The sequence below is a fragment of the Psychrobacillus sp. FSL K6-2836 genome (assembly GCF_038003085.1).
In the GTDB taxonomy this organism is placed as follows: Bacteria; Bacillota; Bacilli; order Bacillales_A; family Planococcaceae; genus Psychrobacillus.
This window is the reverse complement of record NZ_JBBOOM010000001.1, coordinates 1,294,904-1,320,075: the sequence shown is the minus strand read 5'-3', so window position 1 is coordinate 1,320,075 and position 25,172 is coordinate 1,294,904. Positions and strand designations below refer to the sequence as shown.

Annotated in this window: 15 protein-coding genes and 1 pseudogene; 15 read left to right on the top strand and 1 reads right to left on the bottom strand. The window is 35.3% G+C overall.

Annotation, left to right across the window (positions count from 1 at the left end):
- Nucleotides 1–150: 150 nt before the first annotated feature.
- From MKY37_RS06160 to MKY37_RS06130, 7 genes are all read left to right on the top strand, one after another.
- On the top strand, nucleotides 151–3,246 hold the full coding sequence (locus tag MKY37_RS06160) for an ATP-binding protein (protein ID WP_340774936.1): 3,096 nt from the start codon (nucleotides 151–153) through the stop codon (nucleotides 3,244–3,246).
- Nucleotides 3,243–4,352 carry a response regulator gene (locus MKY37_RS06155; protein ID WP_340774934.1) on the top strand — a complete coding sequence of 370 codons (1,110 nt, stop codon included), beginning with the start codon at nucleotides 3,243–3,245 and terminating at the stop codon, nucleotides 4,350–4,352. Before MKY37_RS06160 ends, MKY37_RS06155 begins: the two co-directional genes overlap by 4 nt.
- Before the next feature lie 203 nt (nucleotides 4,353–4,555).
- On the top strand, nucleotides 4,556–5,158 hold the full coding sequence (locus tag MKY37_RS06150; RefSeq protein WP_340774932.1) for a class D sortase: 603 nt from the start codon (nucleotides 4,556–4,558) through the stop codon (nucleotides 5,156–5,158).
- Between the two features lie 15 nt (nucleotides 5,159–5,173).
- A complete protein-coding gene (locus MKY37_RS06145) occupies nucleotides 5,174–11,194 on the top strand; it encodes a SpaA isopeptide-forming pilin-related protein (RefSeq protein ID WP_340774930.1) in 6,021 nt (2,006 codons plus the stop codon).
- 199 nt (nucleotides 11,195–11,393) lie between these two features.
- Nucleotides 11,394–12,518 carry a DUF5050 domain-containing protein gene (locus MKY37_RS06140; protein ID WP_340774928.1) on the top strand — a complete coding sequence of 375 codons (1,125 nt, stop codon included), beginning with the start codon at nucleotides 11,394–11,396 and terminating at the stop codon, nucleotides 12,516–12,518.
- A 652-nt stretch (nucleotides 12,519–13,170) separates the two neighbouring features.
- Nucleotides 13,171–15,204 carry an S-layer homology domain-containing protein gene (locus MKY37_RS06135; protein ID WP_340774926.1) on the top strand — a complete coding sequence of 678 codons (2,034 nt, stop codon included), beginning with the start codon at nucleotides 13,171–13,173 and terminating at the stop codon, nucleotides 15,202–15,204.
- Nucleotides 15,205–15,400: 196 nt separating this feature from the next.
- On the top strand, nucleotides 15,401–16,141 hold the full coding sequence (locus MKY37_RS06130; protein ID WP_340774924.1) for a hypothetical protein: 741 nt from the start codon (nucleotides 15,401–15,403) through the stop codon (nucleotides 16,139–16,141).
- Between the two features lie 255 nt (nucleotides 16,142–16,396).
- On the opposite strand, the gene MKY37_RS06125 is transcribed toward MKY37_RS06130, so the two are convergent.
- Nucleotides 16,397–16,861, bottom strand: coding sequence for a VanZ family protein (locus MKY37_RS06125; RefSeq protein ID WP_340774922.1), 465 nt, complete (start codon nucleotides 16,859–16,861; stop codon nucleotides 16,397–16,399).
- Between the two features lie 170 nt (nucleotides 16,862–17,031).
- On the opposite strand from MKY37_RS06125, the gene MKY37_RS06120 reads away from it, so the two are divergent.
- From MKY37_RS06120 to MKY37_RS06085, 8 genes and pseudogenes are all read left to right on the top strand, one after another.
- Nucleotides 17,032–17,763 carry a YveK family protein gene (locus MKY37_RS06120; RefSeq protein ID WP_340779852.1) on the top strand — a complete coding sequence of 244 codons (732 nt, stop codon included), beginning with the start codon at nucleotides 17,032–17,034 and terminating at the stop codon, nucleotides 17,761–17,763.
- 2 nt (nucleotides 17,764–17,765) lie between these two features.
- The gene (locus MKY37_RS06115) at nucleotides 17,766–18,473 is read left to right on the top strand and encodes a CpsD/CapB family tyrosine-protein kinase (RefSeq protein WP_340774920.1); all 708 of its coding nucleotides are present in this window, start codon (nucleotides 17,766–17,768) and stop codon (nucleotides 18,471–18,473) included.
- Between the two features lie 65 nt (nucleotides 18,474–18,538).
- On the top strand, nucleotides 18,539–19,306 hold the full coding sequence (locus MKY37_RS06110) for a tyrosine-protein phosphatase (RefSeq protein ID WP_340774919.1): 768 nt from the start codon (nucleotides 18,539–18,541) through the stop codon (nucleotides 19,304–19,306).
- A 214-nt stretch (nucleotides 19,307–19,520) separates the two neighbouring features.
- Nucleotides 19,521–21,368: a polysaccharide biosynthesis protein gene (locus tag MKY37_RS06105; protein WP_340774917.1), complete on the top strand. Its 1,848-nt coding sequence runs from the start codon at nucleotides 19,521–19,523 to the stop codon at nucleotides 21,366–21,368.
- A 22-nt stretch (nucleotides 21,369–21,390) separates the two neighbouring features.
- Nucleotides 21,391–21,492 (top strand): annotated as a pseudogene (locus tag MKY37_RS06100) (UTP--glucose-1-phosphate uridylyltransferase); the annotation flags it as partial.
- A gap of 69 nt (nucleotides 21,493–21,561) precedes the next feature.
- On the top strand, nucleotides 21,562–22,575 hold the full coding sequence (locus MKY37_RS06095) for a Gfo/Idh/MocA family protein (protein ID WP_340774914.1): 1,014 nt from the start codon (nucleotides 21,562–21,564) through the stop codon (nucleotides 22,573–22,575).
- 14 nt (nucleotides 22,576–22,589) lie between these two features.
- Nucleotides 22,590–23,921 carry a nucleotide sugar dehydrogenase gene (locus tag MKY37_RS06090; protein WP_340774912.1) on the top strand — a complete coding sequence of 444 codons (1,332 nt, stop codon included), beginning with the start codon at nucleotides 22,590–22,592 and terminating at the stop codon, nucleotides 23,919–23,921.
- Between the two features lie 15 nt (nucleotides 23,922–23,936).
- Entirely contained in the window at nucleotides 23,937–25,169 is a 1,233-nt protein-coding gene (locus MKY37_RS06085; protein WP_340774909.1) for an O-antigen polymerase, read from the top strand.
- The last annotated feature ends 3 nt before the right edge of the window (nucleotides 25,170–25,172 follow it).

Genomic DNA, 25,172 nt, shown 5'->3' with positions numbered 1-25,172 from the left:
GGCTCTTTCTTTTTGTTTAATAACATCTAAGTAACTAAAAAATCGTTTTTACAGATCACACAGGAGCGATCTGTAAAATAGGATTGTAAATATTATTGCTTTCAGTGTACATTAAAAAGAGGATTATTTTGGTAAAGGAGGTGTTCCGCGTTGAAAAGAAAAATCTTTATACTGCTATCTATAAGTATTTTTCTCTTAACAATAGCAAGTATAGTTAAGTCATTCTATTTGCTAGATTCTAATTCTAGCCCTATGCAAAATGGGATTCTATCTTTACAAGATTGGGATGAAGAAGAAAATCCTGTGATTGAGCTTAATGGGAAGTGGGAAATTTATCCGGATGAATTAATCGTTCCAAATCCTGATTATGATGTATTTACTATGTATCATGAAATACGAGAGCAAATAACAGTACCGGGAGAGTGGGATGGTCGTTTAGAAGATGGAGGTCCACATGGAATAGGTACATATCGCCTGATTATAGATGTGCCAGAGGAAGGAACCTATGGGTTAAAAGTAAATTCTATTCGTAATTCCAGCAAAATTTATATAAATGGTAAAGCAGTAGGAGGAGCGGGAAATCCCACAGATAGTATAGAAGATTTTAAATATGATAATAGAAAATATACTGTTTATGGGGAAAGTGAAAATAGACAGCTAGAGATTGTTGTGCAAGTCGCTAATTTAACCTATTATACCGGTGGAATTGTTCATCCACTGAAGTTTGGTACAGCTGAGAATATAATGGCCAAACATGAATTGGATAGGCTTATTGAAATGATGATCATTTCTGGATATATACTGATGGGAATAATATACTTTTTCACCTTTATACAAAGGAAAAAATATATATACGAATTATTCTTTGCGTTATTTTGTATTGCACTTGGTTTATATACTTCCATGCTAAATGAATATTTATTTTTTCTCATTTTCCCTGGCTTTGATGCAAAAGAACAGACTAAATTACAGTTGTTAATCATCCATTTAGTTGTTTTGTTTTTCTTGTTGTTTGTATACTATCTGTTTAGGCAGTATGCAAAGAAAAAAATAGTGATTGTTTTAAGCGGCTTGCTCTGCATACAAATATTTATTTACAGTACTAACAATCCAGTTCTACTGTTAGTTAGATACTTTTCTTTAACCACACGACAAATATTAATTGTTTCCCTTTTAGCCGCAAGCTTTGCTTATATTTTTATCGTTCTTATGAAAGCTTTTATAAAAAAGAAAGAGGATACAGAGTATTTATTGTTAACCGTGACTACCTTTATGTGTTATGGATTGTTACTAGGGTTGGAATTCCTTTTTGAAATAGAAGTTAAAAGTATGTTATCTATTTTGTGTTTACTCATGATTTTTAGTTTGTCCTTACTAATGGGTCATCGTTATCAAGCTGCTTTTAATAGAGTGGAAGGACTCTCAGAAGAGCTTCTTTTATACGATCGACTAAAAGATGAGTTTTTAGTCAAGACCTCGCACGAACTAAGCACGCCATTGCATGGGATTATAAATCTTTCGAAGTCTTTAATGGAAGGAATCGAGGGACCCTTAAAACGTCAGCAGCAAGAAAATGTTATTTTAATACACAATGTAGGAAAACGATTAGCAAGCTTAGTAGAAGATCTATTATTTGTATCTAATATTAAAAAAGGTGAAGTTCGTATAGCTGCACGTCCGGTGAATATTAATATAGTAGAAGAAGTACTTGCAGAGATGAATTACTTAATCTCGCCAGTGCAGCAGTTGACGCTTATCAATAACGTGGCAAGGGACCTCCCCCTCATCTTTATAGATGAACAAAAGCTCAAGCAGGTATTTTTTAATCTGATATATAATGCCATAAAATACACAAGGCAAGGAAGCATAACCATTGATGCAGAAGTAAAAGAAGAAGGGCTGCACGTCTCTATAACAGATACAGGAAGAGGGATAGAGAAAGAGCATATGGAGTTGATCTTCTCCTCTTTTTATCAAATTGAAAGTAGCAGATTGGGAGATTCAACAGGACTCGGATTGGGATTAAGTATCACGAAAAATATTATAGAAAGCTTTGGGGGACATATTTGGGTTAACTCTCAAATCGGGAAGGGTTCTCGTTTCACTTTCACAGTCCCGCTTGCAACTACGCAACAAATTGGGGAAGTAATAGAACGGCAAAGCGAGAAGCTATTAAATAGAGCATCTTTCACAGGAAGAAAAGGGGAGGAACAGCTTCAGGTAGCAGCGACCATTGTATCCACAAAAAGTACAGGTACAAAATCTTATACGATTCTAGTTGTAGATGATGAACCTACAAATTTAAAAGTACTTATCCATATGATTCAATCCTTGCAATATAATGTTATTGCTGCAAGCAGCGGTGAGGAAGCGATTGCTATTCTAAAAACAGAAACAATCGATCTGGTTATCATGGATTTAATAATGCCAAATATGTCAGGATACGATTTATGCCAAGAGATACGGAAAGATTATGGTCTTGTTGAGTTGCCAGTTATTATATTAACAGCTGCTGGACAATTATCCGATTTAGTTGTTTCACTTCAGATGGGAGCAAATGACTTTTTACAAAAACCTGTAAATTTAGATGAGTTAAAAGCCCGTGTGGAATCACTGCTACTGATGAAAAAGTCTGCCCAGGATGCCTTAAATCACGAGTTAAGTTTCTATTATGCACAAATAGCGCCGCATTTTTTATATAATACTCTAAACACGATTATTGGTTTAACCTACGACGATGAAGAAAAAACACGCGAAGCCCTACAGCATTTAGCCATCTATTTCAGAGCGAAATTAGATTTCAAGGGACATCATTCACTCGTAACGTTAGAAGATGAGATAGAACTAGTTCAATCATATTTAGCAATTGAAAAAATGCGCTTTGGAGACAGACTAACGATAGAATACGATATCGATGAAACAATCGAAGCGTATATTCCATCAATGACGATACAACCGCTAGTGGAAAATGCCGTACAGCATGGTATTTCCAAACAAAAGCTTGGAGGCACTTTACGGTTGGCAATTGATCGAGAGCGGTCTCACATTAAAATAACGATTGAGGATAACGGTGTTGGCATTCCAACTGAAAAACAACAAGAACTACTAGAAGGTAAAAATAATAGAATTGGATTTACTAACCCATTGAAAAAACTAACCCTTATAAAGGGAGCAACTTTCCAACTAGATAGTTTAGAAGGTAAGGGAACAAAAATAATAATACGATTGCCTGAGGTAAAAAAATGAGAGTATTAATAATTGATGACGAAGAAATAGCTTTAGACGTCAATGAAATTATGCTTCAAGAGTTGGGCGGCGTCGAAGTGGTGGGCAAATTTACAAACCCATCTATAGCTTTAGAACAAATAGAAGTAATGGATGCTGAAGTTATCTTTTTAGATATGGAAATGGGCGAAATACATGGACTTGAACTGGCAGAAGTGATTATGAGTAAGTATAGTCATGTAGAAATTTTGTTTGTAACTGCCCACCCCCAGTATGCATTAGAAGCTTTCGAAGTGAATGCAATCGATTATTTATTGAAACCTTTAAATAAGAATCGTCTAAAAAAAGCGATAGAGAAAACACAAAACAAGTTAGATTTATATAGGGAAAGTAAAAAACGAGTAGCCCATAAAAAAATCTCTTTCTACGCAAAAACCTTAGGAAGCTTCTACCTATTAGACAATCAGCAAAATATAGTCAAATGGCGTACGAAGAAAGTAAAAGAGCTTCTTCTGTTTCTTTTGCAGCATAAAGGGGTCCCTGTCCATAAAGCGATAGTAATGGAACAGCTCTGGCCAGAAATACATGTAGATAAAGCTGTAACCCACCTACATACAACGGTGTACCAGCTTAGGAAAACATTTAAAGAGAATGGGATGGAAAATGCCATACAGTTCATAAACGATCACTATGCATTAGGTGTATCTATTGACAGTGACTATATAGTATTAGAAGGTTTATTAAACGCAAAGAAACGTGAAACTTCTGAGGTAGAACAAATACTTGAATTATACGAAGCGGATTATTTAGAAGAGGAGGATCTTAGTTGGGCTATTCCGACTCAACTGCGTTTAAGGCAATCTGTACTGCAGTATTTAGAACAGATAATTACAAAAGATGATATAAGCACTCCTTTGCTAGAGAAATGTTTGTTAAAAATGCTGGAGATCGATTGTTATAATGAAACCTATATGTACAAACTTTTGACTTTGTACGACCAGTTGAAAAATACTCATCAGTTGGATAAAATTTATAAAAACATTGGAGCAACCTTAAGAGATGACTTAGGCATTGAAATTCCATCTCATATGAAAAAACTATATGAGCAACATATGCTCGAAAAATAAACAGACACTTATTTCCCATGCCAAGGGAGATAGGTGTTTTATTATTGTTCAGAATTTGTTCAGTACTAAAAAGTTATTGTGAAATGGGTATTTCTGAGAAAACAATTCAAACACCTTAAGATAGACTGCTCACAGTAGCATTGAATACTTAGCAATACCTAGGTATATATTTGAACGTATTAATTTGGAAAGGAGATGTAATTTTGCGGAGAATCATCAGTTTTTGCTTAATACTTTTAGGTTTCTGCCTACTATTTTATCCACAGATTGAGAAGAAGTTTTTTGATACTAAGCAAGAGCAGCTTTTGGAGGCTTTTGAAAATCTGGGGGATACAAGTTCATATGGAGAAACAGTTTCACCAACAGAAGTTCAAGCAAGTTCAGATGAACAGGAGCTAAGCTTATTAGATGGAGCAAGAGGAATTATTCGAATTCCAACAATAGATTTAGAAATGGTGATCTTTGACGGGGCAACCCCAAACTCTTTAACAAAAGGAATTGGCATGATAGAGCCTTACAAAAAAATTGGCATTCATAATATTGGGCTTGCAGGACATCGATCAACAACGAGTGGAAAACAATTCAATCGATTAGATGAGCTCACACTTCATGACAATGTGGACATACAAACTGAGTCAGGCAACTACGAATTTGAAATTGTCCGAACCTTTGTTGTAGATCAATCAGAAATAGAAGTTCTAAAAGATGGGGATGAACCCCTCTTGACATTAGTAACTTGCACCCCCCTCGGCAAAAAAAATCCAACGGACAGATTAATCGTTCAAGCAAAGTTGAAAAACAATTGATAACAGGGGGAAGCTATGAAGAAGATAAGTTTTATAGCGCTAATATGTCTATTAGTCTTGCAAAGTTTTATAGGACCGATAGCGGCAAGCGCTGATGGGTTTGCTAGTGAAGAGCCAATAACTGAAGAAGCAAACGAAATTGAAGAAGGTGCAGAGACACCACCTCCAGCAGTTGAAAATGGAGAATCTGTAATACTAGATCCTGGAGAAGAAGAAACGGATCCAGTGGAAGGTGAAGAACCTGAAGTAATAGATGAGGAAAAAGAGACTGGAAATGAAACAGTCACAGAACCTGTAGAAGAAAAAACAGAAGGAGCTTGCGAAGAGCAATCTACAGAGGAAAAACAGACTGAATGTGTAACGCAACTCGATGAAGTAAAAATCCAGCTGTCCCCGTCCGTTATTTCTGAAAATATATTGACGAGTGCAACCTTGATCTATGCGGATAGCGATGGAAATGTAGTAGAAAACCCAAGTTTAGATTCTATTATTTCCGTAAAATATACGTGGGCTTTACAAAATAATCATGGCTACAAAGCTGGTTCAACATTTACATTTAACCTTCCGGAGGAACTAGTAGTATATAGTGAAGCAGATAATTTACCTATGGAAGATGGCAATGGGAATATTATAGGAAACTTTTCTTTCACAAAAGCTGGTCAAGGTACTGTAACGTTTACGGAGTATATTGAGGAACACTCTAATATTAGTGGTAATCTTGAAGTTATAACGGAACTAAATAAAGAAATCATTATAACAGAGGAAAAAACAATCATAATTACACCAATTACCGGTGGAGCTTCTATAACTGTTCAAATTAATTTTACTCCTAGTGGTCCAGCTGTAGGTAAAAAAGGTGTTCCGAACAGAGCTTATAATGCCGAAACGATCGAATGGACGGTGGATTTCAATAAGAAGCTAGAATCGATTCAAAATGCAATACTTAGTGATCCAGTTCAAGATGGGCAAGCATTAGTAGAAGGTTCTATTAAGCTCTATCATTTGAATACGCATTTAAATGGAAATGTATCTCTAGGATCGGAAGTAACGTCTGGATTTACTATCGGGAAAACAGCAGGTGAAAAAGATTTCACCGTCAACTTTGTGGGAGACATTAAGTCAGCTTACCGACTAGTCTATACAACAAATATCACAAATGAAGATCAAACTGTATTTAATAATACAGCTACTTTACTATCAAATAACAAAACTATAGGCGAGGCAACCGCTTCGGTCGCTGTCAAACGGGGAATTCCACTAGCGAAAGAAGCACTCGAGTATGATAAAGATAGTCAAACAGTTACATGGGAGATTAAATACAATTACAACGAAAAAAGTATTGCAAAACCAGAAGCATTGCTAAAAGACTTTTTCAATGATTCCCAGGAACTATTGATAAATTCTTTTACAGTTCAAAAAGTAACAATAGATCAAAATGGAGAAGAAATTGCAACGGACGATATCCCAACAACGGACTACACAGTAACACCAACATCTGCGGAGGGTAAAAACGGGTTCGAGCTCCAATTTGAAAAGGACATCAATTCCGCTTATAAAATAGTGTACAAAACAAAAGCAACTAACCGAGTATATGATAAGGAAACAATAGTGAATGAAGTAACAACGGGTGGTAAAACAATAACAGGAACGGAAGACATCGATCAACGTATACTGTTCAAATCCAATCAAAATGCAAATTACAAAGACAAAACGGTAGATTGGACTATTACATTTAACCATGACCGCAAAGAAATGAAAAAAGTCATATTAACAGATGTATTTACTAATGGAGGACTTACTCTAAAACCGAATACGATTAAGATTAATACTGGCAATACAACTTTAGAATTAGATGTTGATTATAAGTTAACGAAAAATGAAAAAGATGAGTTTGTCATCGAGTTTCAAAATACGATAAATACACTGCATACCATCACTTACACAACTATATTCGAGTATGAAATGCGCGATGTCAAAGAAAACAAATTCTTGCAAAACAAAGCAACACTAACTTGGATAGACGAAAATGATAAAGAAAAATCAAAGGATGCAATATTTAACTTCACTCCAGATAATTACACACAATCCAACGGTTTTAAAAACGGTTCCTATAATGCTGTCACACAAGAAATCACTTGGAATGTGGGAGTAAACTACAATCTAAAAACTCTTTCGAAAGCCACTGTAAAAGATTTCATTATAGGAAATCAAAAACTATTAAAAGAATCATTAGTAGTTAATAAAATGAGCCTTACTGGAGGAGCGAATGGTACCAAAGTAGAGGAATTAAATGAAGGAATAGATTATTCCACTAGTTGGATTAAAGATAACAATAATAATCCGGGATTCCTAGTCGAATTCAAAAAAGAAATTAATTCACCGTATATGATTACGTATAAAACTAGCTTGGAGGATTTAAGCTTTGTCGAAAAAGAATATAAAAATACCGCAACCCTATATGATGGAGACAAAAAAGAAACAGATTTAGGTGCATCTGTATCTATTCCAAATGGTGGGGATTATACGACAAAGACAGGTGCTCAGAATGGTAAAATTATTGATTGGTCAGTCGATATCAATTTTGCACAAGCAAAAGTCACAAATGCAACCGTGACAGATATACCAAGTGCTGATCAAGCCATTTTAGAAGATTCTATTAAATTGTACGCTACAACTATTGAAGCAAATGGAAGTGTTAAAAAAGCAGGGAAACTTGTAAAAGGTGAAGACTATGAGCTTGATTTCCAAGAAAGTCAAACTCCTTATGGATTCAAACTTTCATTTAAAAAGGAAGAAATCCATAAGCCGTATATTTTGGAGTATCAATCCTTCATTCTAAAGGCTCCAGCTAAGATTACAAATGAAGTTCTATTCAATGGTACTGATGTGCAAGAAATTACAGATAAAAAACCTACAGAAGTAGCTGTAAGGAGAACTACGGGAATGGGTGACGGCACGGGAGAATTAGGCGGCCTACTCATTACGAAAACGGATGCAGCTACATCGGAGTTACTTTCAGGTGCCAAATTCGAATTAATAGATAAAGATTCAGGAGCTATTATAAAAACAGGGACAACAGAAGAAGGAATTATCCAGTTTGATAAATTGCTATTTGGTGACTATCTTTTAGTAGAAACAGAAGCACCGGAAGGATATCTAAAAAATACTGAGGAAACTCCGATTAAAATTGACAAGGCATATACAAAAGATACGGTTCAGACCGGAAATGAAATAACTGTTACAAATAATAAACTTATCCACGATGTGCAATTAGAAAAAGTAGATAGCGAAAATGCTTCTAAGAAATTACAGGGAGCAAACTTCATAATAGAGAAAAAAGAAGGGGATACGTATAAAGCCATTGGATATTATGTTACGAATGAAGAAGGAATTATTTATTTAAAGAATCTTTTACCTGGGGAGTACCGATTCTTTGAAAATATTGCTCCAGAAGGATACGTTAAAGATGATACACCGATTCCTTTTACGATTAAAGAAAACCAATTGGAAGTTATTAAACTAGGCCCGATAACAAATGAAATAATTAAAGGGGCCGTTGAACTTAAGAAAGTTGATAAAGACAACCAGAAAAAGACATTGCCAGGTGCAATCTTTGAATTACAAGATGCAAATGGAAGGACAATTCAAGAAGGATTAATAACAGATGAAAATGGAAAATTCATCGTAAATAATTTAAATCCGGGGAAGTATCAGTTAGTTGAAACGAAAGCACCTTTTGGATATAAATTAGAATCAACGCCAATCTCATTTACTATTGTGGCATCGCAAAATACGATTCTTGAATTGACGGCAACAAATGAAATGATTTTAGGCTCCGTCGTACTATCAAAAGTAGATGAAGATGACTCAGAAATTAAGTTAAAAGGTGCGATTTTTAAATTACAAGATGAGACAGGGAAAACGCTCCAAGCAGGACTTTCTACTAGTGAAGAAGGTACAATCACTGTTACTAACTTAAAACCAGGAAAGTATCAGTTTGTTGAAACAGAAGCACCTGCCTATTATCAACTAAACAACGAACCTATCGAATTTAGTATTCAGATGGGAGAGACTTCGCAAACAACTTTAATCGAAGCTCCAAACAAATTGATAACTGGTACAGTTGAATTGACGAAATTTGATAAAGATAACGTTAATTTAGCATTAGTAGGAGCAATATTTGAATTGCAAGATGTAAATGGGAATACGCTTCAGTCAAATTTAAAAACCGAGGAAGATGGTAAACTAATTGTTGATAATCTAAAACCTGGTAGCTATCAATTGGTAGAAACGGAAGCCCCATTCGGTTACGATTTAGATCAAACACCGATCACATTTACAATCGAAAGAAGCGAAACAAAAGCAGATGTAAAAGTAGTTAAAGTCACAGCGGAAAATGAATTGACGACTGGATCAGTGGAACTAACGAAGGTAGATAATGAAGATCCAACAATCACCTTGGATGGTGCGGTATTTGAATTGCAGGACGCAAAAGGTGAAATGATTAAAAAAGATTTGAAAACAGATGAAGTTGGTAAAATAGTTGTTTCAGATTTAAAACCTGGTAACTATCAATTCGTTGAAACGAAAGCACCATTTGGATATGATCTTGATGAGACGCCGGTTACTTTTACGATTGATAAAGGTCAGTCTGGAATGCTGAAGATTTCAACTAATAATAGCCTGACACTTGGTTCCGTGGAGCTTCTAAAAGTAGACAGCGAAAACAATAAAGTAACATTAGCAGGAGCGCAGTTTAAACTTTTAGATGAAAAAGGCAATACAGTTAAAGAAAATCTCATAACAGATGAAGAAGGCAAATTAGTTGTAGATGACTTGAAGCCTGGTAACTATCAATTCGTAGAAACGGAAGCCCCATTCGGGTACGAACTAAACGAAACAGCCATCGACTTCACTATTAACAAAGGTCAAACAGAAGCGCGTGTTCTAGAATTTCCTAATACAATCATAAAAGGCTCTGTCGAATTGACGAAACGCGACAAAGACAATAGCAATGCTGTTTTAGCAAATGTAGAGTTTGCATTGCAAGATGAAAATGGAAACATGCTTCAAGAACTTTTAGTAACAGATAATGATGGCAAAATCCTTGTAGAAAATTTAAAACCTGGCAACTATCAATTTGTAGAAACGAAAGCGCCATTTGGATATAAACTAGATTCAACGCCATTGAAGTTTACTATAGTTCTCGGACCAACTTCCGTTAAAACAGTAGAAGCTTTCAATGAATTATCAACTGGCTCTGTCGAACTTACAAAACTAGCAAAGCATAACGGTAATCTAAACCTTGCAGGAGCAATCTTTAAACTTGAAGATGCAGCAGGAAACATATTGCAAGAAGGTTTAACGACAAATAACACAGGTAAAATTGTAGTAAGTAATTTAAAACCAGGTAATTATTACTTCGTCGAAACAAAAGCACCAACAAACTATATACTAGATCCAACTGCAGTTCCTTTTGAAATCATAAAAGGCCAAACAGTTCCGGTCCAAGTTATTAAAATAAATAGATATAACCCATATGTACCGCCGACCGATCCTGGTACACCGGGAGAGCCAAACATTCCGGGTAACCCAGGCACACCAGGGACACCAGGGACACCAGGCACACCAGGAACACCGGGAACACCAGGCACACCAGGCACACCGGGAACACCGGGAACACCGGGAACACCGGGAACACCGGGCAACCCAGGGACACCAGGGACACCAGGCACACCGGGAACACCAGGAACACCAGGAACACCAGGTATACCAGAAACTCCAGGCAATTCAGGAAATCCAAGTAACCCAGGAGATCCAAATAATACTGGTAACCCAGTTGTTCCAGGGCAACCTAGCTTACCCGAGAAAGACAAAAATCCAAATGATTCAATTACTTTAATTGAAACCAATGAAGGAAATTATCTTCCACAAACAGGTGAAGCCTACCCAATAGGTACATTATTTGCGGGTATTGCATCGATCCTAGTTGGACTGTGGATAGCATTTAATAGAAGAAAAACATTCCAAGCATAATAATAAAGAGAGCTTTTAGTAGTTTATGACAAACACTAATAGCTCTCTTTTTTTATTTAGGTATAACTGTTTACTAGTCGAAATTAAAATAGGTCTTTTTACTATTAATTAATTAACTTGAAATATAATCTTAGAACTAATAGTGGATGATAGTTATAGTAGTATTTATTATAATTAGCTTAAAACTGGAGGGGTTAAGATGAACCAGATATTTAAGTTAATTATTGCCATCGTATTGATATTAACTATTTCTCCAATGTATACTTTTGCAGCAACTCCCTCTCCCAAGACTGTTATAAAGTCCGAGGAACAAAAAACCTATGACAATATCATAAAAAGCTTGCAAAACGTTGAATCTAGTACAACATTTAATTCTAATAAAATTAGTTATAAAGAGATTGGAAATCTGGTGAACAAGGCAGTAGCAAATAATCCTTCTATTTCTTACTACAATGGGTTAACTGCATTTTCAAATGGAAATATAAACTTTAAATATAAAGGTGATCGACAATCTATTTTAGAGAAAAACAAGAAGGTAAACGCAGAAGTAAATAAAATAATTAAGGAAAAGATAAAAAAAGATATGAGTGACCTTGAAAAAGTAAAGGCCATTCATGATCATCTCGTATTATCGGTTGCATACGACTATGATAACTTTCTAATAAATAATGTTTCTCATGATTCCTTTGAAGCTTATGGTGCACTAATTAATAAGGTTGCTGTTTGTGACGGTTATACAAAGTCAATGGCATTGTTACTTAACAAGGTTGGTGTACAAACTATACAAGTTACTGGGAGTGGAAATGGCGGAAACCATTCTTGGAATATGGTGAAAATAGATGGTCAATATTATCATGTGGACACTACATGGGATGATCCAATCCCAAACAAGCCTGAAAGTGTTCATTATAATTACTTTTTAAAAAATAATAAACAACTAAAAGTAAATCATCAATGGAACGAAACTGCATATCCAATAGCTACTAGTTCTAAATACCAGTACTTTCATAATATGAATGCAATGGTGGAAAAAGATGGACAATATTATTATGCCGATTCCAAAGACAATCTATTATATAAAATGGATAAAAAAACGTTAAAGAAAACAAAAGTTCTTGCAGACAGAGCGCCATACTTTACTATTCAAGGACAATGGCTATACTATAGCAACTACTCTAACGGTGGCTATTTATATAAAGTAAAACTAGATGGAAAAGGAAAAATGCAAATCAATTCCAGCCAATCAGAAGTAAGGTTCATCAAAGATAATATTCTCTATTATCAAGATATTAAATCGAAAAAGAATCTTAAATTAGTATTATAGATAATCCCCGTGCTCACTACACTTGCAAAATTAGTTATCAGCAGTACGTTGTAAAAATATTTCAATAGCAAAAAACAATCAAAGTATAAGAGGCTGGGACAGAACCCCAAAACAGCATTTTTCTCTGTGAGAAAAATGCTGTTTTTTTGCTGTGCACAAAATTGACTTCCATTCCAGGGACGCTTTCCACGGGCGTGGGCTGAGCCTGTAGTCTCAGGCGTCACGCTATTCCCGTAGGAGTCGCCCCTCCATTTCAATCAATTCTATTAAATATCCATTATTTAGTAAAGGTTCTCCTTATCCAATAAGATTTCTACTTCTGTCCCAGCCAAAATTTTTGTTTTAAAAGGGGAGCTAACTATAACTCACTTTCTATCATAAAATGAAAAAAGTATTAAATAGATTGTCATAAAAAGTAGAATAATTATCTATTCTAAAAACGAGTAATTATTGTATATTACGGGTAATAGTAACCATTTTAATAGTAAAATTAATATGTTAAAAATACTACAAATTGTGCCACAATATGACAGAGATTAACGTGAATGGAAATTTTTTTGGAATATTTTGTTTTAGAAATATCTTTTAATATGGTATAGTTGTCCCTATAGGACATTATTATTATAGTTTTAACAAACAAGGAGGAAATTGGATGAAGAATAACAAAAAAGCATACCAAAAATTATTTAAAGCAGCATTAGCAACATCAGTAGCAGCAGGAGCAGTGGTAACTGTAGCTCCATTTAATACAGAGGCTGCAGGTTTCTCAGATTTAAATTCTACGCATGTACATTATAGCTCAGTAATAGATTTAACTGATAGAGGTGTCCTAAAAGGTTTTAAAGACGGTACATTTAAACCGGAAGCTTCGGTTACTCGTGGACAAGCTGCGAAAATTATTGCATTAACATTAGACTTAGATACGAAAAATGTTGTAAATCCAAATTTCAAAGATATTAAAACAGACAATGAATACTATGGCCCAATTGCTGCACTTGTAGCTAAAGGTATTGTAACTGGTAAAGAAGATGGTACATACGCACCGGGCGAAAAACTAACACGTAGCCAAATGGCAAAAATTATCACATTAGCATTTGGATTTGAAGAAGGAAAGTTAACAGATACAAAGTTTAAAGATGTAAAAGCAACTGATTGGTACAATGGATACCTTCAAACGCTATTAGACAATGAAATTACAACTGGAACAACTGCCACTACTTTTTCTCCATATGCAAACGTGAAACGTGGTCAAATGGCATCGTTCGTAGTGCGTGCTGAAGCAGCTGCAAAACCAGTAACAGTTATTAGTGTGTCAGATAACTCAGTAGAAACTTCAACTGGTACTTACACAATTGCAGAAGATTTGAAAAAAGTTTTTAATGCAACAAATGCAGCAGCGCTAAAAAACGCAAACATTAAGTTCACTGAAAAAGACGGTCAAATCGTTGCAGTGAAATCTCTTGAGATTACTGCTGATGGAACCGCGTCAGCTAATATCGTACTAGACGGAGCAAGTTCTTCTGTTGCAGGTAATGTAAAAGTAAACGGGGACTACGTAACAGTTAAAAACCTTACGATCAATGGCGACTTAGCAATTGGTAAAGGTGTAGAAACTAGCTTTCTAGCAGAAAAAATTGTAGTTAAAGGGAACACAGAACTTTCCAATAAAACTACAGGTGTATCTGCAGCAGCATTACCAGTGGCTGCAAAAATTAGTTTCGCCAATTCAACACTGTCTACAGTTGTTTTAAACAAACTAAATGCATCACTAAACTTAACAGGTACTAGTTCCGTAACTTCTATTAATGTAGATTCAAACGCTACAGTAACAGCGGACAAAAATATCACTATTCCACGTGTAACTGCTGGAACTGGTGCAAGTGAAGTAACACTAAATGCAGCAACTAAAGATTTCTTAGTAAATTCATTAAACTTTGCATTAAATGGTACTGCTAAAATCGAGTCAATCACACTAGTAAAGGCAGATTTAAAATTATCACTAGGCACTAGCTTGGCTATCGAGAATCTAGTATTACCAGTAGGAAAAACTGCTTCTGATGTAATTAGTAACTTTAATGCAATAAAAGGTCAAATTGAAAAAATTGGTGGAGTAGCAAACCCTGACGCAGCACCAGTAACACCTCCAGCAGCAGGCGGCGGTGGTTCCGGTGGCGGAAACAGCGGCGGTGGAAATGGTGATGGCGGAAATGTTTTAACTCCTACTGACATATTGAATAATAAAATTCAAGATCAATTAACAGCATCTTCTGATGACAAAATAAGTGCTTCACTTAACAAATCTAGTGGGGTAATTAGTGTAAATATTATAGATCGAACTGCAACGCTTGATACTTTCTATTCTTCTTCTTTATCAACAATTTATAATACTTTTAAATCAGATGCACTAATTACAAATGTTTCTGTCAATTTCAATGGGAAAGAGCTGTTGTCAGAACCAATTGACAGTAATAACTATGATTTTGATACTGCATATACTAAAACTCTAGCTAAACTTAATGCTGCATTAGTTGAAAAAGCTGATGAATTAGGTATAACTGGTATGAACTTCACTGTAGATGGAACTTCAAAATTATCGACACTTTCAACCTTTAATATCTCTTTCGTAATCACTGGGACATTAAAAGATGGTGGTGCATCAAAACAATATTCATTTACATTTAATTAATAGACTTGATCGATTATACAGAACAACCATTCCTATAAAGGATGGTTGTTCTTTTTGCGTTCTAAAATATATATTATTCTTGCTCAAGCGCTAGTATTTTTCTATATCCGCCAAATTCCCACAATTTTCTATACGAACTACCTAATCTCATGCTAAACTATAGATAATATACTATTTTCAACAAAAGGAGAATTCCATGAAGAAAAAGAGAAAAAAACTGAAAATCTTCCTATTGGTATCTTTAGTTATTATCCTAGGAGCTGTAGGTTACTTACTATATGAATTCAAATTTAAAACATACGATGTAGCAGACGATGAGGTTTCGGAGATTGTGGAAGATCCATATGTTTTGGAATTACCAGATGGTAGCAAGATCACTATGGACAAAGATGGAAATGTGGTAGAGGACTATTCTTCAACGCAAACTGCTTCCAATGAGAGCACTTCAACTACTGACGGTGGATCATCTGAACAAATAGCAACTTCAGGCCAAGGAAGCTCTACAGATTCCAATGATACTTCAACTACTGAAGGATCAGCTGGTTCGACAACTCCACCAGTTTCATCCGGCAGTTCTCAAACAGAGCCAACGGTTGGATCTATAAAAGAAAAGTATATTCCTGCTTTTACCGCACTTGAAGGTCAAGCAGATGCAAAAATAAACGCATTAATTGGTCGGGCCAAAACAGAGTACACAAATAAAAAAGCAAATGGTGAAGGAATCGATTTCGGTTACTTTTATAACAAATACATGGCAGCAGCAGAAGGCTTAGAAGCAAATACGGATACCATTTTTAATGGAGTTCTCGCAGCAGTGGAAAAAGACTTAGAGGCAAATGGCTTTGACAAGTCCTATGCAAAAAGCTTCAAAGATGAATACGAAGCTACCAAAAAAGCAAGAAGAGATAGTATTCTTAGTAAAGCACTTGGAAGATAAGAAAAGCGCAAGTTCTTATACTTTGGAAGTCAGTCTAAGTTCGCAACATCCTGTCTTAAAGATTAAGTGAATCATTCCAAATATTTATCACTTCGTTAATTGTAGCGGCAGGCGGCGACTTCAGTGGGATGAGGGAGGCAGATAAGACATCACAAACGACGCGATAGCGACGGTGATGGCTTATCGCTCCCCCCACGGAAAGCGTCCGCCTAGAGCGAAAATCAATCAAAAAATCCGATAGGACCCATTTGGGGCCTATCGGATTTTTTGTCTCATTCCTTTTATACATATGTAAACACTTAAAAACGTTAAAGCACCACACATATCTAGAAATATATCCTGCCAAGAGGGAGTTCGACCTCCTGTCAGCTGTTGGTGGTATTCATCGGCAATCGCCAATACAAGTGTGGACAGCATTGCTAACAAAAAACGATATCTGATCTTAGGCAAGATAGCGTAAAAGCCTAATGCTGCTAAACCAAATAAAAAGAAATGGGCGCTTTTTCGAATAATGAACTCGACAAAATGATAATAGCCTCGTTCCTCCACGGAGATTGTACGACCCCAATAAGGTATTTCCAATTTTTTTAGCTGAGCTTCTAAAGGTTTCGCAGCTAGAAAGTCCTCAAATAAAGGTATTAGAGACTGTTGCTCGTATGTTTGACTAGAAGAGAAAAACAAAATAGTCATGAGTAAAAGTAAAAAAATTAGTTTTTTCATACTAAAATAGTACCACATATTGAGTAGAATATCATTTTCATAAAATAGTCGAAAATATATATATTCCCTCGAAAATTGTGAGAATTTGTAATGTAATAGGTAGTATTTATGCTATAATGGAAACAATTAGTATACAAACCAATTGGTAAGTGAAGGGGAAACAAGTAAATATGGAAGAAACTATTAGTTTACAAGATTTATTTAAAACGATAAAGAAAAGAATTTCTTTAATTATCGGGTTAACTCTACTAGCAGTAATTATTGCAGGAGTTATAAGTTATTTCTTTATCACACCAATCTATCAATCTTCAACACAAATTCTTGTCAATCAACAAAAAGTCGAACAGCAACAACAATATAATTCCCAAGACATACAAACGAATCTTCAATTGATCAATACATATAACGTGATTATTAAAAGTCCAGCAATTCTATCCAAAGTAATTCAAAACTTAGATTTGGATACAACCCCAGCTTTACTTACAAACAAAATCACCGTTACGAGTGAACAAAATTCACAAGTAGTAACAATCAGCGTACAGGATCCCGAATCTTTTAAAGCAGTAGATATTGCAAATACGACTGCAGAAGTTTTTCAACAAGAGATTAAAACCCTAATGAATGTCGACAATGTGAATATTTTATCTCCAGCAATTCAACCGGAAAAGCCATCACCAGTGAAGCCAAACAAAATGCTTAATATGGCAATTGCCGGAGTGATTGGGTTAATGCTTGGAGTAGGAATTGCCTTTTTACTAGAATACCTAGATACGACTATTAGGAAGGAACAAGATGTAGAAGAACTCCTCCAGTTACCGATACTAGGCTTGATAAGTCCATTCCCAGATAACAATGACGTGGATCTTATGACGAATGTAAAATCGCGACGAAAGAAGGTGTAAACATGGCTAAAAAGAAAAAAACAAATAGTTTAAAAGATGTAGCACGTAAACTAGTAGTAATAACAAATCCGAAATCTGTTGTATCGGAGCAATTTCGTACAGCACGTACAAATATAAATTTCTCAAAGCCTGATGGAGAGTTATCAACACTTTTAATAACGTCTTCTTTACAGGCAGAGGGGAAGTCTACAGTATCCGCAAATTTAGCCTGTTTATTTGCGCAGGAAGGCAAAAAGGTAGTTCTGATTGACGCAGATATGCGTAAGCCGACTGTGCATTATACGTTTCATCTAACCAATACGATAGGATTATCTAATCTCTTAACGAAAAAAACAGATGTGATGGAAGCTGTTAAGGAGACAGATATAGAAAACCTGAAAATCATTACAAGTGGGCCAATTCCTCCCAATCCCGCTGACTTGCTTAGTGCAAAGTCAATGGATGAACTGATTGAACAACTAAAAACAGAATTTGACCTTATATTATTTGATGCACCTCCTGTATTATCGGTGACGGATGCACAAATTTTGGCTAACAAAAGTGAGGGGACTATCTTGGTCATCAGTGCGGGATCAACCGATAAGGATAGTGCATTAAAAGCGAAAGAGTTGTTATTAGCGTCGAAAGCGAAAATCATCGGGACTGTTATGAACAACTTCAAGCTTGAAAAAGATCATTACTACTACCAGTACTATGGTACTAACGAGTAAAAGCACTTAGGTGACTTTTACTCTTTTTTTATACCTTAAAATAGAAGTTATAGGAGAATTTAAAAATGATAGATATTCATAGCCATATTTTATATGGAGTTGATGATGGTCCAGCTCAATTAGAAGAGACAATAGAAATGTTTGAGCAAGCGCTAAAAGAGGGAATAACAGAAATAATATCCACCTCACATGCGTTCCATCCACAATTCAATGCAAGTGCTACTATAGTGACAGAACAGATAAAATTATTACAACAAACAATAGAAGAAAGACAGCTGCCTTTAAAATTGCATAGAGGACATGAAGTGCGGTTAAAAGACAATTTAGTTGAACTACTTCAGGAACAGAAGATTCATACACTTGCTGGCTCCAAATATTTGCTACTAGAGCTACCATCTAGCGGTATACCAAAATATACAGTAGATATTATCCACCAGTTATTATCGGAGGATATATTACCTATCATAGCGCATCCAGAAAGAAACAAAGCAATAGCGGATAACCCGTCACGACTGGCAAAACTCATTAATCACGGAGCTGTAGCGCAAATAACGGCTGGGAGCTTGGCAGGTCATTTTGGACGAGGGATTCAGAAGTTATCATTAGAGCTAGTAGATGCAAACTTAGTACATACGTATGGATCAGACGTACATAATTTGAAAAAAAGACCCTTTAAATTTGATGCCGGGTTAAGATATTTAGAAAAGCATAAGAGACTAGATGCAGTCGACATTTTTCTTGAAAATAATGCAAGAATCATAGAGAATAACGAAATAATTATTTTAGAGCCAGAAGAACTAGTTAAACATAAATGGTGGAATATTTTTGCGTGAGTAAAAAGAATTTAATAAGTATATGACGAAAAACGAAGAAATAATTCGAAGATCTATTATATAATACTCCTTTCTAAAAAGGAGGTATATAACTATAGTCCCTGCTTTATGTGTGATATGGGTAAAAAGGAAATATATTCTCCCATTAAATTTCCAAAGTGATATAATTACTTGTAGCCAATTTTGGAAGATTATGTTGAAATGGAGTGTTTAAATGTCCTTACAGAAAAGAATGTCATTACTAATAGTTGTCGATTCTGCTATTGTATTATTTTCCATATATATAGGATACTTTGTACTCTATCCGATTAATAATCTTTTTAGCAATACATTCCTTTTAGCAAGCTCTCTTGCAATTTTCCTAGCACATCATGGATTCGCTATGTACTACGGACTTTATCGAAAAGTGTGGGAATACGCGTCTATTCGGGAGCTAGTATCTATTTATAAAGCAGTCACGTTGTCGATTTTAACGGTTGCATTAGTGCAATATTTAGTTAGAGGTGATGTGTTAGTACGTGCATTATCTATTACATGGATGCTGCATATCTTACTAATTGGAGGATCTAGGCTTTCGTGGAGAATATTCCGGGATACTTACATATCAGGAGAAAAGTCGGCGGAGGAACGCAAAAGAACATTAATCATCGGAGCGGGCTCGGCTGGTACGATGATTGCACGCCAGCTACTAAAAAATACAGATTCACCATTAAAGCCAATTGCTTTCTTGGATGACGATGCTGCAAAAAAAGGCTTAGAAATCTTTAATATACGCGTACTTGGTGGAACAGATATTATCGCTGAAGCGGTATTAGACTTAGATATTGAACATATTATTATAGCCATTCCATCGATGGATAGATCGACTGGTGCCATTCTTATGCAGCGATGCTTAGATACGGGTATCCGTACACAAACAATGCCACTTATCGAGGATTTACTGACAGGTAAGGTTTCTGTCAATGAAATAAGAGATGTGAAAATTGAAGATTTACTAGGTCGTGACGAAGTAGAACTAGATTTAAATGCGATATCTTCTAAACTAACCGGTAAAAAGATTTTAGTAACCGGAGCGGGCGGCTCTATTGGTTCAGAAATCTGTCGACAGGTGATAAGATTCAATCCAAAAGAAATCATCCTACTCGGTCACGGAGAAAATTCTATCTATACTATAGACATGGAATTACGTAATAAGGTTTCACCTAACACGAAAATAATTCCGCTTATTGCAGACGTACAAGATCGTAATCGAATCTTTGACATCATATCTGAGTATAAACCGGATGTAATTTATCACGCTGCAGCCCATAAACATGTACCCCTGATGGAGTACAATCCGATGGAAGCTGTAAAAAATAATATATTTGGAACAAAGAACGTTGCGGAAGCAGCCGATATATTTGGAGTTGGTCATTTTGTCATGATTTCCACAGATAAGGCGGTTAATCCCCCTAATGTAATGGGTGCGACTAAACGCTTTGCTGAAATGATAGTTCAGAATCTTGCAAAAGAAAGCGTCACGAAATTCGCAGCTGTACGTTTTGGAAATGTTCTCGGTTCAAGAGGCAGTGTCGTGCCTCTATTTAAAAAGCAAATAGCAGCAGGTGGACCAGTCACTGTGACAGACCCAGAAATGACCCGTTACTTCATGACGATTCCAGAAGCATCTAGACTGGTTATTCAAGCAGGAACACTTGCAAGTGGTGGAGAAATTTTTGTTCTAGACATGGGCGAGCCAGTGAAAATTGTTGACTTAGCAAAGAATCTTATTAAACTATCAGGCTATAGCGAAAATGATATAAGTATTAACTACGCAGGGATCCGACCTGGGGAAAAGCTATTTGAAGAATTATTAGATGAAAATGAAATTCAAAGCAAATACGTATTTCCGAAGATTCATATCGGAAAGGCAACTCCAATCAGTGCGATGGAATTAGAGTATGTTTTAGAAAAACTACCGGAAATTTCTATTGATGAGATGAAACAATTACTAATTGGACTTGCCAATCGAAAGAACGTGAAATCATTGGTAGCGGCGACTTATGCGGATGAGGTTAAGTAGTACTGAATGAGGAGTGTATAGGATGCAAAAGGTAAGAAAAGCCATTATACCAGCTGCAGGACTAGGAACCCGCTTCCTCCCTGCAACAAAAGCAATGCCGAAAGAGATGCTGCCAATTGTCGACAATGGAATACCGGGCATTCTGTGAAAAAACTAAACAACCAAATCTTAAAGATAGCGAGAGGGATAATAAATGAATTTTGCAATCGTAGGGTGTGGATTTATAGCTAAGAAACATGCTCAAGCAATAAAAAATATAGAAAATGCTAGTTTAGTAGCTGTATGTGATAGAGTACCAGATTTGATGAAACCCTATGTAGAAGAGCACGGAGCAACTCCATATATGGATATTGAAGAAATGTTAAAAGATGAAACAATCGATATAGTAAACATTTGTACACCAAGTGGAACTCATGCTGTACTTGCAGAGTTAATCGCAAAACTTGGGAAACATGTAATAATAGAAAAACCTATAGCGATGACAATTGAAGAAACAAATAGAATTATACAAGCTACAGAACAAAATAATATGAAACTTGCCGTTGTGCATCCAAACCGTTTTCGACCAGTTGTTATGAAGTTAAAAGAAATATTGAATAAAAATTTATTAGGAAAAATTAGTCATGCGCTTTGTATTGTAAACTGGAATCGTGATCAAGCATATTATGACCAGGCACCATGGAGAGGAACAAAAGAGCATGATGGCGGGGTGCTTATGAATCAAGCAATTCATAATTTAGATTTACTATTATGGTTCATGGGAAATCCAGTAGAAGTGTTTAGCATGGAAGCAACGCGTCTTAGGAATATCGAAGCTGAAGATGTGTCGGTGGGTTTAATACAATTTGAATCAGGTGCTCTAGCAACTGTACAAGCTTCCACTACGGTATATCCAAAAAATTTTGAAGAGTCAATTACAATTTTCGGAGAAAAAGGTACAGTGAAAATAGGAGGAGCAAATGCGCTTTATTTCGAACATATTAATATAGAAGGAACTCATGAAAATACGATAGAAAAATGGATTAATGAAGTAAAAGAAGATCCTTGGGGAACACCCGGTCACGAAGAAATTATTAAAGATATGATTCAAGCAATTGAGGAAGACCGCAAACCATCGGTGACTGGGGAAGATGGGAAGAGAGCATTAGAACTAGTGTTGTCTTTTTACGATTCTGCAAAAACTAATCAATTAGTGAGCCTAATTTAAAGGAGCATACAATAATGGTAAAATTACAAGCAAACAATATTGCGGAGGAACTAATTAAAAAATTAGAAGCCAAAACCGCTACAATAGGTGTCGTGGGACTTGGATATGTTGGACTTCCACTTGCAGTTGAAAAAGCTAAAGCAGGATTTAATGTTATTGGTTTTGACGTGCAAGAAGAAAAAGTGAAAAAAGTTAACGATGGTGAAAATTATATTGGCGATGTTCTTCCTAGTGATCTTACTACACTTGTATGGGATGGAAAACTAAAAGCTACATCAGATTATTCTTTTATCAAAGACGTAGATGCTTTAGCAATTTGTGTTCCAACCCCATTAGACATTTATAAACAGCCTAACATGGAATATGTAAAAAGTTCTGCTGAAGCCATCGCCAAAAACATAACAGTTGGAACATTAGTAGTTCTTGAAAGTACAACTTATCCAGGTACAACAGAAGAATTAATCAAGCCCATTTTGGAAAAACAAGGACTAGTTGTCGGTAAGGATATATTTTTGGCTTACTCGCCGGAACGCGTCGATCCGGGTAATAAAAACTTCAATACAAAAAACACACCAAAAGTAGTTGGCGGAATTACACCTGAATGTACAAAAGTTGCAGCTACAATGTATCGCTCTGTATTAGAAGGTGATGTCCATGAAGTTTCAAGTCCTGCAGTTGCAGAAATGGAAAAACTATTAGAAAACACATTCCGTAATATTAATATAGCTCTTGCAAATGAAATGGCGATTCTCTGTAATAAGATGGGAATTGACGTTTGGGAAGTAATTGATGCTGCTGCAACAAAACCATATGGCTTTATGCCTTTTTATCCGGGTCCAGGTCTTGGTGGGCATTGTATTCCTATTGATCCGTGGTATTTGACATGGAAAGCAAGAGAGTATAATTATCATACGAAATTGATTGAGACTGCTGGAGAGATTAATGATAGTATGCCTGATTTCGTGGTACAACGCTGTTCTGAAATTTTAAATGATCAAGCGAAAGCATTAAGAGGCTCTAAGATTCTAGTACTTGGTGTTGCTTACAAAAAAGATATTGATGATTATCGGGAGTCACCGGTGTTGCCGATATTGGAACGCTTGACGAAATCAGGAGCGGAATGGGAAGCTGTGGATCTACATGTGCCTACGTTTAAGTTGAATGGGGAAATGGTTAACACTGTTGAATTGTCGGACGAGAAGCTGATGGATGCGGATCTTGTAGTGATTGCTACTAATCATAGTGGGTTTGATTATGAGGGTATATCCAAATTTAGTAGGTTAATTTTAGATACTAGGAATACTGGTATCTTAAATGGAGAATCGAATACTTATAAAAAGATTTAAGTATAGGAGAATAATATGTTTTTTATTAATTGTATGTTGATATTTTCTATAACAACTCTTTTATTATTTCGTAAAAAAATTTTAACTGCTTTCGGTTTGTTTTATATTGGAACTATAATATTTTTATTAATTGGTTGGTTGTCTGCGTATTTTTTAGCTGAGGAAATGTATATTTTAAATGGAAATACAGAACCTTTAATAAACATAGTGCCTAGTATAATTACATTTATTATTATAGTCAATTTATTTTGGTTTTTCCCTCATTTTAGTAGTGGTAATCAAATGAAAAACAAACAAATAAATACAGATGTTTTTATAAACAAAAATATCAACTTTATAGTATATTCAACATTTATTTTAACGGTTTTCTTTCTTGCTATTATAAATATTAGTGATGCACCTTTATTTAATATTGGAAAGTATACTGTTACAGAAATGTCCTATTATAGAAATGAGATTTTCGCGACTGGACTGATCAGTAAATTAAATGTATTTAGGTATATAGTTTTATATTTATTAATACCTTTATGTTTTTTTATCAGGGCTGTTGGTCTGAAGAGAATAATAATTGTTGATATTGTATTTATAATATTTTCGGCTTTAAGTTTGTCGAAGACTGCGATTATATTGATAATTGTGTTTTACTTTTCGGGGAAGTACTTAAAGAATAGAAAACTAATAGATGTATTACTAGCAATTTTATCAATAGTATTTGCTTTTTATTTTATTGTTTATTTTACATATTACGTAGATCTGCAAAGGTCATTTGGAGATGTCTTCAAAGTTTTATATATAAGATTAATTGCCACTCCTATTGCACTGTCGGGGTTATATTCAACATTTTTTGAATTTCATCAAGGCTTTAGAAGCAGTGTTTATTATACATATCTATTTGGAGGGGAATTTGTAAGGATAGCGGTTATTGCAATGCAAAATATTTCTCCAACAAGTGGAGGAAATGCACCAACCGGATTAATTGGTATGGCCTTTCCAAACATCCCTAAGTCCTATCATTGGTTTTATTATTTATGTGTGATAAGTTATATTTATTTGTTTAGTAATCTGATTGGATTGATTAAAAACTATACAATAAAACATGTATTTGTATTTTTTTTAGGAATTCTTTCATGGTTTTTCTTCCTAACGGATCCGTTAGTGGCACTAAATAGCTATGGTATATTATATATTAGTGGAGTAGTAATAATTATTTTATTATTACAGAATAAACAATTTTTTAAATTGAGGTGATTT